Source organism: Sandaracinaceae bacterium (assembly GCA_016706685.1).
In the GTDB taxonomy this organism is placed as follows: domain Bacteria; phylum Myxococcota_A; class Polyangia; order Polyangiales; family Houyiibacteriaceae; genus JADJJE01.
In genome coordinates this window covers 1-14,690 of the sequence record JADJJE010000012.1, presented here as the reverse complement: position 1 = coordinate 14,690, position 14,690 = coordinate 1, and the positions used below count along the sequence as shown (strand labels likewise).

General features: G+C 71.4%; 11 protein-coding genes. 8 read left to right on the top strand and 3 right to left on the bottom strand.

Annotation, left to right across the window (positions count from 1 at the left end; all coding sequences use genetic code 11):
• The first annotated feature begins 3 nt into the window (after positions 1-3).
• Both IPI43_15055 and cydB read left to right on the top strand, forming a co-directional pair.
• Positions 4-1,350 carry a cytochrome ubiquinol oxidase subunit I gene (locus tag IPI43_15055; protein ID MBK7775423.1) on the top strand — a complete coding sequence of 449 codons (1,347 nt, stop codon included), beginning with the start codon at positions 4-6 and terminating at the stop codon, positions 1,348-1,350.
• Positions 1,350-2,426, top strand: a complete 1,077-nt coding sequence (gene cydB / locus IPI43_15050) for a cytochrome d ubiquinol oxidase subunit II (protein MBK7775422.1) — start codon at positions 1,350-1,352, stop codon at positions 2,424-2,426. The genes IPI43_15055 and cydB overlap by 1 nt, the downstream gene beginning before the upstream one ends.
• Positions 2,427-2,507: 81 nt before the next feature.
• On the opposite strand, the gene IPI43_15045 is transcribed toward cydB, so the two are convergent.
• A complete protein-coding gene (locus IPI43_15045; protein MBK7775421.1) occupies positions 2,508-3,677 on the bottom strand; it encodes an elongation factor Tu in 1,170 nt (389 codons plus the stop codon).
• A 298-nt stretch (positions 3,678-3,975) separates the two neighbouring features.
• On the opposite strand from IPI43_15045, the gene IPI43_15040 reads away from it, so the two are divergent.
• From IPI43_15040 to IPI43_15020, 5 genes are all read left to right on the top strand, one after another.
• Positions 3,976-4,329, top strand: coding sequence for a DUF1801 domain-containing protein (locus tag IPI43_15040; protein ID MBK7775420.1), 354 nt, complete (start codon positions 3,976-3,978; stop codon positions 4,327-4,329).
• 33 nt (positions 4,330-4,362) lie between these two features.
• Positions 4,363-5,805, top strand: coding sequence for a hypothetical protein (locus IPI43_15035; GenBank protein ID MBK7775419.1), 1,443 nt, complete (start codon positions 4,363-4,365; stop codon positions 5,803-5,805).
• A 58-nt stretch (positions 5,806-5,863) separates the two neighbouring features.
• Positions 5,864-7,795 carry a hypothetical protein gene (locus IPI43_15030; protein MBK7775418.1) on the top strand — a complete coding sequence of 644 codons (1,932 nt, stop codon included), beginning with the start codon at positions 5,864-5,866 and terminating at the stop codon, positions 7,793-7,795.
• A gap of 195 nt (positions 7,796-7,990) precedes the next feature.
• Positions 7,991-9,433 (top strand): carboxypeptidase regulatory-like domain-containing protein, encoded by a 1,443-nt coding sequence (locus IPI43_15025; GenBank protein MBK7775417.1) that lies wholly within the window; start codon positions 7,991-7,993, stop codon positions 9,431-9,433.
• The gene (locus IPI43_15020) at positions 9,430-10,884 is read left to right on the top strand and encodes a hypothetical protein (protein MBK7775416.1); all 1,455 of its coding nucleotides are present in this window, start codon (positions 9,430-9,432) and stop codon (positions 10,882-10,884) included. Before IPI43_15025 ends, IPI43_15020 begins: the two co-directional genes overlap by 4 nt.
• Before the next feature lie 11 nt (positions 10,885-10,895).
• On the opposite strand, the gene IPI43_15015 is transcribed toward IPI43_15020, so the two are convergent.
• A complete protein-coding gene (locus IPI43_15015; protein ID MBK7775415.1) occupies positions 10,896-12,521 on the bottom strand; it encodes a protein kinase in 1,626 nt (541 codons plus the stop codon).
• Between the two features lie 104 nt (positions 12,522-12,625).
• On the opposite strand from IPI43_15015, the gene IPI43_15010 reads away from it, so the two are divergent.
• Positions 12,626-13,405 (top strand): hypothetical protein, encoded by a 780-nt coding sequence (locus IPI43_15010; protein MBK7775414.1) that lies wholly within the window; start codon positions 12,626-12,628, stop codon positions 13,403-13,405.
• A gap of 12 nt (positions 13,406-13,417) precedes the next feature.
• Here IPI43_15010 and IPI43_15005 read toward each other — a convergent pair.
• On the bottom strand, positions 13,418-14,690 hold a 1,273-nt coding region (locus IPI43_15005; protein ID MBK7775413.1), incomplete at its 5' end, for a DUF4340 domain-containing protein.

The following is a 14,690-nucleotide window of genomic DNA, read 5'->3' as shown; positions in this document are numbered from 1 at the left end:
GGCATGGACGCGCTCGCCGCACACCGCTTTCAATTCGCGTTCACCGTCACGTACCACTACCTGTTCCCGCAGCTGACCATGGGCCTCGCGCTACTGATCGTGGTGCTGAAGGGCGTGGGGCTGCGGGCTGGACCCGAGCTCGCCGCCCGCGCCAACGAAGCAGCGCGCTTCTGGGTCCGGGTGTTCGCGCTGGGCTTCGTGATGGGCGTGGTCACGGGCATCCCGCTGGAGTTCCAGTTCGGCACCAACTGGGCGCGCTTCAGCACCGCGGCGGGGGGCATCATCTCGCAGACGTTGGCCATGGAGGGCGTCTTCGCGTTCGTGCTCGAGTCCGCGTTCCTGGGTCTCTTGGTCTACGGCGAGCAGCGGCTCGGACCGCGCCTGCACTTCGGTGCAGCACTCATGGTGTGCATCGGCACGTGGCTGAGCGGCTGGTTCATCGTGGTGACCAACGCGTTCATGCAGCACCCCGTGGGCTACGAGCAGCTGGCCGATGGCTCGCTGCGGCTCGCGAGCTTGTGGGCCTACCTCACCAACCCGTGGGCCTTCGTTCAATATGCCCACACCATGGTGGGCTCGGTGCTGACCGCGTCGTTCGTGATGTGCGGAGTGGGCGCCTACTACGCGCTCATGGACCAGCACCGCGAGCACGCAGCCCTGTTCCTGCGCGTGGGCGTCATCGCCGGCGCCATCGCCAGCGTGGCCATCGCCATGCCCACGGGCGACATGCAGGCGCGCCTCGTGTCGGAGCACAAGCCCGTGACGTTCGCCGCCATGGAGGGCCACTTCGACACCGAGGACGGCGCGGGCCTGGTGATGATCGGCCAGCCCAACATGGAGACGCTGCACCTCGACAACCCCGTCGTGGTGCCGCGCATGCTGTCGGTCATGACGCACCAGCGCTGGGGGTCACGCATCGAGGGCCTGCGCGAGTACCCGCGCGAGGAGTGGCCCGACAACGTGCCGCTGCTGTACTACGCGTACCACGTGATGGTGGGGCTCGGGACGCTGTTCATGGCGCTCATGGGAGTGTCCGCGTTCCTGCTCTACCGCAGGAAGCTGCTCACCACGCGCCCCGTGCTGATCGCGCTGATGCTGGCCTCACCCTTCCCGTTCATCGCCAACACGGCGGGCTGGATGACCGCCGAGCTGGGCCGGCAGCCGTGGCTCATCCACGGGCTCATGCGCACGGCCGACGGAACCTCGCAGGCGGTCTCCGAGGGCAACGTGCTGTTCACCCTGCTGGGCTTCATGGGGCTCTACGCGCTGCTGTCGCTGGTGTTCGTGCTCACCTTCCAGCGCATCCTGCAGCAAGGGCCCAGCGCGGGCCATAGCGAGGAGGCGCACTGATGTTGGAGGTCACCTGGTTCTTCCTCGCGGCGCTCCCGCTCGTGGCGTACACCGTGCTGGACGGCTTCGACCTCGGCGTGGGCATCCTGCATCACCGCGTGGCGCGCACCGACGCCGAGCGCAAGCAGGTGCTCGCGTCCATCGGGCCCGTGTGGGACGGCAACGAGGTCTGGCTGGTGGTGGCGGGCGCCACGCTGTTCCTTGCGTTCCCCGTGCTCTTCGGAGTGGCGTTCAGTGGCTTCTACCTGCCGCTCACGTTGGTGCTGTGGCTCTTGGTGTTTCGCGCGCTGGGCATCGAGCTGCGGCACCTGTTGCCGCACCGGCTGTTCAACACGTTCTGGGATGCGTCGTTCACGGGAGCGAGCGCGCTGCTGGCCTTCGCGCTCGGCGCCGCGCTGGGCAACGTGGTGCGGGGCGTGTCGCTGGATGACCAGGGCCAGTTCTTCGCGCCGCTGTGGACCGACCTGTGGTGGCCTGCGCCCGGGGTTCCGGGGCAGACCGGAGTGGTGGACGCATACACGCTGCTGACGGGGCTGACGGCGGTGGTCGTGCTGGCGCTGCACGGAGCGCTGTGGCTGGCGCACCGCGTGGAGGGCGTGGTGGCGGAGCGCGCGCAGCGGGAGGCGCGGCGGTTGGTGGTGGCGAGCCTGGTGCTGGTGGTGGGGCTGACGGCGGCCACGCTGGTGGTCCAGCCGAACCTGAGCGCGAACTTCGGGCGGTACCCCTTGGGCCTCGTGGCACCGATGGGCGGCGCGGTGGCGCTGGGGGTGCTGGGTGTTGCGGTGCGTGGTGGACGCTGGCAACGTGCGTTCCGCGCGAGCGCCGCGTGGATCACCGCGCTGCTGGCGAGCGCGGCGTATGCGGTGTTCCCCTATGTGCTCCCAGCGAGAGACCCAGCACGCAGCCTGCACTTGAGCGACGCTGCAAACGACGCGGGCGCGCTCAGCATCGCGCTCTGGTGGTGGATCCCTGGGATGGTGCTGGCCGCGGGGTACTGCGTGGTGATGTACCGGGCCCTGCCGCGGATCACGGCGCCTCAGCGGCCGAGCGAGTCAGCCGCAGCGCACTCGGCGTAGGTCGGTGATCACAGGACGCGACAGCCAACCACGGCAGCCCCCAGCGATCACTCGCCAGGGGCCGCCGCGCTCAGCGTGTCGTCAGCTCGTCTCCGTCACCACGCCCGCGCCGATGGTGCGGCCGCCCTCGCGCATGGCGAAGCGCATGCCCACCTCGATGGCCACCGGGCGGGCGAGCTCGAAGGCCACGGTGGTGTGGTCTCCGGGGCTCACCTCACCGGTGTTCACCAGCAGGCGGGCGGGCACGTCGGTGGCGCCGAAGTAGAGCTGGGGGGTGTAGCCGCTGCCGAAGCCGCGACGACGCCCACCTTCGGCCGCGGTGAGGACGAAGATCTCGGCCTTGCCCGCGGTGCGCGAGTGAACGGTGTTGGGGGCTACCACCAGCATGCCGCGCTGCACTTGGCCGCGCGCCACCCCGCGCAGGAGCAGGCCCACGTTGTGGCCGGCTCGTGCCTCGGGGACGTCCTGGTGGAACTCCTGGGTGCCGATGACCACGGCCTCGATCAGCTCGTCGCCGCCGATGACGTGGACCTTCTGCTGGGTGGTGAGCACGCCGCGCTCGACGCGCCCGGTGACCACCGTGCCGCGCCCCGAGATCGTACACGCGCCCTCGATGGGCATCATGAACGGGCTCGTGACGTCGCGCGGGGGAGCCGGGATGTGCGCGTCCAGCGCGGCGAGCAGCGCGTCGATGCACTGCACCTCGGGGCCGTCGAAGTGACCGGCGGTGGCCGCCCGGAGAGCGCCCAGGGCCGAGCCGCGCACGAACACCGGGTCATAGCCCTGCGCCGCCAGCAGCTCGTGCGTCTCGAGCTCCACCAGCTCCGCCAGCTCGGGGTCCGCCACGTCCATCTTGTTGATGAACACCACCACGTGCTTCACGCCCACCTGACGGGCCAAGAGCACGTGCTCGCGGGTCTGCGCCTCCGGCCCCGCCGAGCCGTCGACGAGCAGGATGGCGCCGTCCATCTGGGACGCACCCGTGATCATGTTCTTGACGAAGTCCGCGTGTCCCGGACAGTCGATGTGCGCGTAGCGGCGCCGCGCGGTCTCGTAGGCCACGTGCGCTGCGGTGATGGTGATGCCGCGACGGCGCTCCTCGGGCGCGCTGTCGATCTCGTCGAAGGCCTTGCGGACGCCGCCATGGCGATGCGTGGCCACGGCGCTGAGAGCCGCCGTGAGCGTGGTCTTGCCGTGGTCCACGTGGCCGATGGTGCCGACGTTGATGTGTGTCTTCGGGTTCTGGTTCATGGGTCTCTCCGTTTGTGCGGAGGGGCCCACTGCGCACCGCGCGCAACACGCCCCGCCGCGACAGGGGTGGGCGTGGGCGCGAGGCGAGCCGAGTCTCAGGACTCGGAGTCGGCCGATGTGCGCGAACGCGTGACCACCGTCACGAAAACGCACGCGAGCGCCGCAGCGCCGCGTGGGCCTGCAGCGAGCGCGCAGCTCGTTGTTCGTGTTCGGGTGGACATGCGCGAGTGCCTACGGCGCGGGGCAGGCGCGTCAAGCCCGCTCCCACTCCGCTGCACACTGCTGGTAGCCTCTCCGCATGGAGAAGCCGGCCAGCATCGACGCCTACCTCACGAGCGTGCCGCCCGACCGCCGCGTGGCGCTCGAGAAGCTGCGGGCTCAGATCCACGCCCTCGTGCCGAACGCCGAGGAGTGCATCAGCTACTCGATGCCGGCCTTCCGTGCGCACGGGAAGGTGTTCGCGGGCTTCCTCGCCACCCAAAAGGGCTGCTCCTACTACCCCTTCAGCGGGACCACGTTGGGAAGCCTCGCGGCCGAGCTCGCCGCCTACGACCAGACCAAGTCGGCGCTGCACTTCGAGCCGGCGCGTGGGCTGCCGAAGACGCTCGTGAAGAAGCTGGTGAAGGCGCGCTTGGCCGAGATCATCCGCTGAGACTCCATGTTCACCCCCCGCCAGGTTCGTACCATGCCCCTTCGACTGCTCTTCCTCGCACTCTCGTCCCTCACGCTCACCACGGCCATCGGCTGCAGCAGCTCGTCGCCGCCCACCGCCGACGTCTCGGAGGAGATCACGGGTGGCGACGGACCGTTCGTGGCCGCCGCGGGTGAGGTGGTCATGCCCGCGGGCTACGAGCTCGTGGAGTACTTCGCGACCGGCACCGCCACCGCCCACGCGCGCGGCGAGGCTGGCCTCCCGGACGATGGGTACTGGGCTCTGGAGCGCACCACCTCGGCGGAGTACCGGACGCGCATCGTGGTGCGTCGGCCCACGGACCCGGCCATGGCGAGCGGCACCGTGATCATGGAGTGGCTCAATGTGAGCGGCGGTGTGGACGCGGACGCCGAGTACATGACCGTGTCGGAGGAGATCATTCGCCAGGGCCACATCTGGGTGGGCGTCTCGGCGCAGATCATCGGCGTGGAAGGCGGCAACGTGCTGGTCTCCACGGGCATCCAGGACGAGCGCGCGGGCATCGGCCTCCGTGGCATCGACCCCGAGCGTTACGCGTCGCTCGAGCACCCTGGCGACGGCTACGCGTTCGACATGTTCACGCAGATCGCGCGGGCCATCCGGCGCGGCGGCGCGGTGCTCGGTGGTGCCCGGGCGCGCGTGCTCATCGCGGCCGGCGAGTCGCAGTCGGCCATGGCGCTCACTACGTATTACAACGGCGTGCAGGTGGAGGAGGGCGTGTTCGATGGCTTCTTCATCCACAGCCGCGCGGGATTTCCCCTGCCGCTGGTGGACCCCGATGAATCGGCCGACATCGGCGGGGGCATCTTCACGCGCGAGCGCCCTGTGTTCCGCGGCGACCTCGACGCGCCAGTGATGAACATCCAGACCGAGAGCGACACGTTCAGCATCTTGAGCTCGTGGCGCGTGCGCCAGCCCGACACGGACACATTCCGGCTCTGGGAGATCGCGGGCACCGCCCACGCGGACCGGCACCTGCTCGGCCCCGCGGCCGACATGATCGACTGCACAGCGCCCATCAACGATGGCCCGGCGCACCTGGTGGCCAAGGCCGCGCTGCGCGCTCTCGACACCTGGGTGCGCACTGGGGCGGTGCCGCCCGTGGCCGAGCGCATCCCGCTGAGCGACAGCGCCAACAACCCGGTCCCGCTGCGTGACGCCGATGGGATCGCGCTGGGCGGCGTGCGCACGCCTCCGGTGGACGTCCCGGTGGACGCGCTCTCGGGAGTCCCCGTCAGCTCGTCCATCATCTGCCTGCTGCTCGGGTCCACGGTGGCGCTGCCCGACACCCGCATCGCGGAGCTGTACTCATCGCGCGCGGAGTACGAGCAGCTCTACGAGGAGTCCGCGGTCGCGACCATCGCCGCCGGCTTCGTGCTCGAGGACGACCACGCGGCGCTGACCGCCTACTCCCAGCCTGCGCGCGTGGCCCCGTAGGGCGCTGCGATTTGCCCGTAGGCGCGGGCGCGCGTCCGCGCGATGCTCTGGGCCTCTGATGCCGACGCAGCGCCTGACCATCCCTCTCTTCCTGCTCTTCGCATCCGCGTGCGGCGGGCCGAGCGAGCCAACCACCACCTCCACAGCGGCCGCGACCGCGCCGGAGAGCAGCGGCTCCGAGGGCGCGCCCGTCGTGGCCCCGAGCGCGGAGCCCGAGGCGACTACGCCGCGCGTGAGCACCACGGAGGCTTGGCTTCCCGTGGTGGCGCACGGCGGTCCCATTCGGCGCGTAGTGCGCGACGCCACCGGACGGTACGCGCTGGCGCGTTCGGATGACGGCGTGGTCTCGTTCTACGACCTCGCGACACATGCACCGCGCATGGTGGTGCAGGTGGGCGGCCGGCGGGGCCAAGGGGACGTGGACCTGCTGGCGATTGCCCCCGATGGGCTGCGTGCGGTCGCGGGCACGACCGACGGGAGTGGCCAGTCGGCGTTGGTGCTGATCGACCTTCCGAGCGGAGAGACCATCAACTTCGTGCCGCGAAACGAGCGCCTCTCCGCGTCCTGGATGGACACAGATCCGGCCATTCAGCAGGTGTTCGTGCTCGCCCGCGACTACGAAGCGGACGACACGGCCTACCGGGTCACGGTCTACGAAGTGGACGGGCGCGTGCGCTGCCAATCCGAAGCTCTGAGCCTCCGGCTGCCGTGGAATCGGCCGCGGGGTTTCGTCTCGCGCAGCGGCGACGCGGTGGTCATCGCCGGCGAAGACCGCACCTTCGCCATCGACTCGGCCACGTGTCGAGTGGCGGAGCTGGAGCCTGGGAGCGTGCCCAACCCGGCGGCCGAGGGCTCCACGCTGGTGACCGAGCCGGCCGCAATCCTCGTTCCGCAACGCGGCGAGACAGTCGTGGAGCAAGCCAACGGCGCCCCCGCGACGGGCGCCTCGGAGCGCGCGGTCGTGAAGGTGGTGTCGTTCACCGCGCGACGGTCGCTGGTGATCACGACCGACGCGTCGGCCATCGAGTGGACGGCCGCCGGGGCGCGCGTGCTTCGCTGCGGGGCAGGCGCCACACGCGGCGTGGAGGTGGCCGGCCGGGCTATCCTCATCGCTCCGCGCGCGCTGTGTGATGTGGCCGAAGACCGGGCGCTGGGCGATGGCGCTGTGCCCGCCGCCTTGGATGACGACGCCCGGCTGGCCGTGGTAGCGAGCACGCGGCCGAACGGCACGGCGGAGACGCTGCTGGTGGAGCTGCCGTCGTTCCGCGTCATCGCTCGCGCCGGAGCGCTGCGCGACTTCACGGCCGACCCGGACGAGCATCGCGCCGTGTTCACGAGCGATGCCGCGTTCGTGGCGCTGGAGACCGTGGACGGCATGGTGGTGGTCGCCACGGCGAGTGGTCAGCGTGTGCGCCATCGCCTGCCCGCGGTGGCCACGCTCGTGGGGACCAACGGCGAGCGGAGCGCCTTCGTGTACCGACCCAGCGGAGAGCGCTACGGCGGCGAGTACCGCCTCTTCGACCCGCGTGAGCCGATGGCGCCGCCACAGCCTGTGGACTCCGCGGCGAATTACCGCGTGATGACCTCGTTCGATGTCGGCTGCCCGGATGGCGTCGATGCGGTGTTGGACAGGCACACCTTGCAGCCCATCGCGCTGGGCCCGTGTGCACCGGTGGGTGGCAACTACATCCACGTGGGCACGGGGTCCGCGTTCGCGCTGTTCCACGATTCCGCGGTGGAGCTGCGTGACGCGACGGGCACCGACAGGGTCGTCTTGCGGTCCGTCATCACGCCGCCGGCCGAAGGCACGAACGACGCCGCGACGGCGTTCCCGTTCGCGCACGACACGTCGGGCCGGAGCTACTTCAGCGGGAGTGAGCCGAGCGTGCGCGTGCGCCGCGCGGGGGATGCGCGCACCGCAGAGCTTCGGACACCGCGCGCCGATCCCGCATTGCTCGAGACGCTGGGCCGGTTGCTCGGCGCCCCCTGAGCCCCCTCCGACACACTCGAGCGGACAGCTTCGGCGGAACCGACTCCGTCGAGTCACTGTCACGAAGTCAGCGAGAATTGCTCCACATTTCGCTCATTTTCTAGCCGTTTCATGCTAACTACGGGGCTCGAACTCCTACCCCCAAGGGTGGTCCCTCGCATGGTTCGAAACCCCCTCCCCCGTACGCTCGCCTTGGTGGCCATCACCCTGTGCATGCTGGCCACGTCGTACGCGGTGGCGGCTGCGCAGCCGCTCTCTTCCGACACGGCGCTCCCGGGCGCGCGGCGCATGGTCCTGTTGGACCGTCCTGCGAGCGTGGCCAGCTTGGCGGTCTCGGGGCAGTACGGGTTCACGGGGAGCGTGTTGCGAGACGGCGACCGTCATCACCGGCTGGGCGGGCGCTTGGCCCTGGCCCTGCACCCCGCGCAGGCGTTGTCCTTCGGCGTGTACATGAGCGGACGCCGGGACACGCACAGCGGCGGGTCGGGGCAGGACGACTCCATCGTGGGCGACCCCGGCATGTTCGCCCTGCTGCGGCTGGCGCACGCGGGTGTCTTCCGCCTGGGCCTCGGGGTGGAGCTGTGGGCGCCCGGCGGTGACAGCCCCGGCATCGTGTTCGAGGCGCTGTCGCCCACGGCCACGCTGTACAGCCAGCTGAACCTGAGCAGCGTGACGCTGGCGCTGCGCGTGGGGTACCTGCACGACAGGAGCGCACGCACGGTCCCCGATGGGCGCACGTACACGCCGGGCGATCAGGTGTCCCTCGGGGTCACGGCCGCGGACGCGGTGCTGGTCGGGCTGGGCATCACCGGGCGCGCGGGTCCCGTGGACCTCTACGCCGACGTGTCGCTCGACGCGCTGGTGCGGCGCGACGGCCTGTCGTTTGCCGCGAGCCGGGCCGCGGCCACGCTGGGCGCCATGCTCACGGTGGCAGCGCGCTACCACCTGGGCATGGAGGCCAGCGTGCACCTGGGTTCGTATCCACGGATCCAGGCGGCCGCGCCCTACCGCGTGGAGCCTCGCGTCACGGTCGGCCTGGTGCTGGCTGCCGACCTCGGGGCGCTGCGGACCTCCGGTGATGCAGACGACGAAGCGTCCGAAGACGAAGCGGACGCGGAGGCGGAGGCAACCGCCGAAGTTGCGCCCAGCCGCACGCTGCGTGGGCGGGTGGCCGAGGAGTCGGGTGCGCCGCTGCCAGCCCGCGTGACGGTGCTGTCACAGGGGCAGCAGGTCGCCGAAACGGCCACGAACGAAGAGGGCGTGTACGAGCTCGGCAACCTCCCCCCGGGGCCGCTCACCCTGGTCATCGAAGCCGAGGGGCGGGCGCCATCGCGCACGGAGATCGGCGCCGACGTGCGTGGCGAGCTGGACTCGATTGCTCTCTCGACAGCCCTCCCCGATGGCGAGATTCGTGGCAGCGTCCACGGCCTGCGAAGCGCCCCCGTGGCGGCGAGCATCGTGCTCGAGAGCACGGGGCAGGCGTTCACGGCGGACGACAGCGGTCACTTCGCCATCACCGTGGCGCCGGGCAGTCACGTGCTGCACATCGAAGCGCCTGGCTATCTCCCCCAAGACCGCCACGTAGACGTAGAAGAAAGGGGCGTGGTGGTCATCGAAGTCCACCTGCGGCCGCTGTGAACCGTCTCCCCATTCGTCTCCCACTCCTCGCCATCCTCCTGACGTCCGCCGGGCTCGCGGGTTGCAGCCACGGCTGCTCGGGCGAGCCGGTCGCCGTGGTGGCGACGGCCGCTGGCGTGGTCGAGCGCGACCGCGTGGGCGCCATCGAAACGTGGCAGCCGGCGCCACTGGACGCGGGTATCGCGCTCGGTGAAGCGGTGCGCACCGGCGCCAACGGCAGCGCTCAGCTCCGGCTGCGGGGCGGCGGCGGCCTGCGCATGGGCGCGGGCGCGCTCGTGCGCTTCGGAGGGCAGCCCGACGAGACGCCCACGCTCGAGCTGGGTGGCGGCGAGATCGAGGTGGAGGCGGGCGAGGCGCTCGACATCATCACCGAGTTCGGCGCGGTGCGCGTGGCGCAGGGCGGGCGCGTGCGGGCCACCCGCGGCGAAGACGGGACCCACCTCGAGGTGCTGTTCGGGCTCGCCCAGCTGGAGGACGGTACGTCTCTCGGTGCGGGCGAGACCCGTGGGGAGCCGCCGCCCACAGCCAACAACGCCGCGGCGGCACGCGCCGAGGCCGCTCGAGCGCAGCGCGCAGCCGCTGCAACGGAAGGTGGGGAAGCCGCTGACGCTGCCACCCTGGCCTCGGGGGCCGTGGCCGATGGGCCGCGCCTGGCCAGCGTGAGCCCGGTGGAGTTCACCGTCGGCGGAGGCGCGGGGGGCGTGATCCACCATCCGTCTCCCCCGGCCGTGGTGGGAATCCGCACCGGATGCCCGGGCGGCGAAGTGCGCGTGGAGGGCAGCGCCGGCACCGTGGTCTACGCGGGTGAAGGCACCATCGGCGTGCGCTTGGCGCGCGGGCGGCACCGCTACGAGGTGCTGTGCCAAGGCCAGCCGAGCGCGGAGGGGCGCTTCACGGTCACCAACGACTCGGGCCGCCAGCGCCTGAACACGGTGTCTCAGCGCCACAGCGTGGACGCCGACGGCCGGCGCTACACGTTCTTGTACGAAGGCGCGCTGCCCACGCTCGCGCTGCGCTGGCCCAACGCGCCAGCGGCCGAGCAGTACACCGTGCGCCTCACGGGGACACGCGGGCGGTCGCGCATCACCAGCAACCGCGCCACGGCCAGCCTGCCGCGCTCGGCGCTGCGCGAGGGTGAGATGACGTTCCAGTTCGAGGCGGGCGGAAGGACCTCGCCCGTCACGCGGGTGCTGCTGCGCTACGACACCGCCACGCCCACCGCGTTCGTGGCCAGCCCCGCCGACGGCAGCTTCGGCGCGGGTGCCAGCGTGTCGGTGTCGGGCACGGCCCAGCCCGGCTCGCGTGTGGCCGTGGGCGCCCAGGAGCTCGCGGTCGACGGCCGCGGCGCCTTCGTCGGGACGGGCACGGCCGACAGCGGCGGGCTCGCGGTGCGCATCACGACCTCGTCGCAGGGCGTGCACTACTTCGTGCGGCGCGCGTCCGGCGGCTGACGAGGCTCGGGCTACGGCGCGTCGCTCGCGCCACGGCGCACCGCGACAGGGATGCTGAAGCTCATGGGGCGCGGCAGCTCACCAAACCGCGTGCCGCGCGCGACGCCGAGCAGGCAGCTGCCCAGCGGGGTGGAGGCCGTGGACGCCGGCGCCAGGTCCACGCTCCTCACGGCGCCGGACGCGTCCACGTCGAAGCGCAGCGTGACCTGGAGGTGGTCGATCTCCGAGTGCCGGTTGGCGCACTCGCGGATGGCCCCACGGCGGCGGGAGAACGCACCGGTGAGCGTGGCCGCCGACACCTCGGCGGTGCGGGCCGGGTCGCGAGGCGCCGCACCCGATGACCCGCTGGACTCCGGGTTGGCGGCGGGCTCGTCCGTGGGCAGCGGGGGCGTGTCCTCTGCACCGGTCACCGTGGCAGGACTGCCGACGGGCGGCACCGGGGGCGCAGCCTCCTCGATGGGGGCCCCGATCTGCGAGACGTCGCCGCGCACGAGGATGAACTGGCTCTCTTCGGCCGGAGCGGGGGTGCTCAACCGCCACCACAGCAGGCCAGCCGTGACGGCCACGAGCGCCACGCCCGTGCCAGCCAACACCCAGCGGAGCGCGGAGCTGCGCGGAGCGGCCGCCGCGGGCAGCGCCGCCGCGGGCACGGGCTCGGGGGGCGGGGCCACGTAGTTGCGCCAGTGCGCGTCCAGCTCCGCCAGCGACAGACCCTTGCCGGATGGGGTGAAGTCATCGGAGGTGAGGTCCGCGCGGGCCGCCGCAGCGAAGCGCCGGGCGGTGTCGGGCGGCAGCACCGCGCGCACCCGTTCGGCAAACTCGCCGGCAGTGGGTACCCGCTGCAGCGGCTCCTTCTTGATGGCCTGCTCCACCACGTCGGCGAGCCCCGTGGGCACCTCGAGAGAGTCTTTGTCCAGCCGATCGGGCGTCTGGTAGATGGCGTTGAACACCGTGGCTTCGAGCGTCTTGCCCGCCTGCGCCCGCTTCCCGGACACGAGCCAGTGCAGGACCATGCCCAGCGAGTAGATGTCGGAGGCCGTGCTGGCCGCCGCCCCGACGAACACCTCGGGGGCCACGAACGAGAAGTTCCCGCGCACCACGTCGGCCCCGTTGATCTGCTCGGTCTTGTCGCCCTGCCGGCGGGCGATGCCGAAGTCCGCCAGCTTCACCGCGCCTTCCACGTCCACCAGGATGTTCGCGGGCGTGACGTCGCGGTGGACGATGCCGAGCGGCGCCCCGCTGGCGTCCACCCGGGTGTGCACGTAGTGCAGGGCGTCGGCGATCTGCGCGCACGCGTAGGCGGCGAACTCCCACGAGAACGAGCGGCGCTGGTCCCGGAGGAACGTGGCCCAGCGGCCGATGTGGCCGCCCCGCACGTACTCTAGGACCATGATGTACTGACCCTCCACTTCATCGAGGTCGATGATGTCGAGGATGCTGGGGTGGTCCATCTCCGAGAGCAGCTTGGCTTCCCGCAGGAAGAGCCGGGTGTTGTTCTGGTTCTCCACCTCGTCGGGGAGGATGCGCTTGACCACCACGGGCCGAACGAACGCGTCCACGCCGCCTTCGGCCCGCGCCAGGTACACCACCCCCTGCCCGCCCTGAGCCAGGACCTGCACGGGGCGATATCGACCCAACAGGAGCTTTCCGAGCCAGTCTTCAGCGCGCACTGACGCGGATTGCACCAGCTTTGACGTCCGTTGTCTAGCGCGAAGGGGAGCGGATCGGGCACCCTACCGGCATGAGTTTGCACAGGTTGTTCGCGAGCGCGCTCCTGCTCCTCGGGACTGCGTGCGGGCGGATCGGGTTCGAGGAGGTCGCGCTCGGCGACCAAGGCCCGCGCGACCAGGGTGACCTCACCGACCAGGCCTCCGCCGACGAAGGAACGGACGCCGCCGACGTGGGCAGCGACGCGGGCACCAACGGCCTGGCCAGCAGCTGCGCGTTCGACAGCATCACCGTGATCCTGGACGGGGACGGGAACGACGCCCAAGCAGGCGCCACCATGGCGACGGCGGTCGCCAACGGCTGCGCGACCACCCCCACGGTCATGACCCGGAACCAGACGGAGCCGGGCCTGCTGGACCCCACCACGTTCGCCCCGCTCTTCGGCGCGAGCAGCCTGGGCGTGCTGGGCGGCGACGCCATCGTGCAGAACGTGATGGGCTATCTGATGATGTCCTCCGCCCCCATTCGTGTGGACACCAGCAACGGCCGCTACCGGGTCATCCTGCAGAGCGGGGGCGCCGTGCTGCTGGACGCAGCCATCGCAGACATCAACGGCTCACACGACTACGCGGTGGTGCAGATCGTCCACGACCCCCCCTCGCAGGCCACCGTGGTGGCGACCCATGGCTACATCTACCAGGGCACGCTCGCAGGGGCGCACTACTTCAGCACCGTGCTGGCGCCCGGGCTCCCGCTCGAGACGCGCACCTACTTCGTGCTCGAGTGGACCGACATGAACGGCGACATGCTGCCGAACGCCGCGGACACGTACACGCTGCTCACGAGCGGGTGAGCTCGCGCGCGGCTACGGGGTGAAGTCCCGCAGCGGCGCCACCTGGTCGTTGGGCACCGAGAACGTGGCGGCCAAGTCGCTGCGCTGCACCGGTGTGTGGGTGGCCCCGGCCGGCCCGATGCGCAGCGTGTAGCGCACGGGCGGCGCGGCGTCGGCCTCGCGCGAGACCGTGACGCTGAGCGCCGGGTCGAAGGACACGCCATAGCGGGCGCTCTCCCCGCGCATGCGCTCGATCGACATGAGCACGGGCTCGAAGCGCTCCTCCGGGATGCGCTCGCCGCGCGCCATGAAGAACGCGCCGTCGTGGGTGACGTCGATGGTGGCGCCGTCGCGCTCGATGCTCACGCCCGTGAGCTCGCTGCGGCCGGTGCGCAGCAGGTCCGTGGACACCAGCGCCTTCTCCAGCAGCTCGAGCACGGGGGTGGGCAGCACGAACACCTCGGGGCGCGCGTCCAGCTGGGCGAAGGCCCCACCCTCGGTGGCCGCCCCGATGACCAGGCGATGCTCGCGCGGCGGTGCGCTCGGCCCCTCGGGCTCGTCGCCGTGGTCGTGACCGTGTCCGTCGTCTTCCTCTTCCGGCGCCTCGGCGTCGCCGGCCAGCGGCCCCTCGAAGCGGAAGCGCGCCGTCATGCGGGGCGGGCTCAAGCCGTGCTCGGGCGCAGCGGTCTCGGCCACGAAGCGCGCGGCCTCGAGGGTGGCCAGCCGCCGGGCCAGGTCTCGTGCGGCCGCACCGTCGGCCGCCGCCTGGATGGGCGCGCTCAGCTCGAAGTCGCCGTCGCCGTCGCGCTCCAGGGTCTGGGCGGTCTCCCCGGTGGTGACCAGCTGCGCCATGCCCTCGGCCCGCTCGCGCAAGAGCCGCCGCGGGAGGAAGTGCACGATGGTCACGCTCAGCCGCTGCTCCACCTCGGTGGGAACCACCAGCGAGACCAGCTCCTCGTCGCGGCGCACGAACACGCCGCGCATGTCGCTGCCACCCATGCTGAGCGTGTGGTCGGGGGCCGACCCGCGGCCGTGCATGACCAGCGTGGCACGTGGGGCGCGCAAGCCTCGGCGGCCGAGCTCGGCGTCGTCGATGACCTCCGCGTCGATGGTCTCGAGCGCGCGGATGGAGGTGAGCCACTCGCTGAAGGCGTCGGGGTCCACCTCGCCGGTCACGGGCGCGGCCCCACCACGGGTCAGGCGGTAGGTCCACTCGCCGTCTGCGTCTTCGATGTGCAGCGTGTCGCCGCCCACCGTGAGGTCGATGGCCTGAACGTCGGTGTCCGGCAGCGTGATGGGCCGCAGC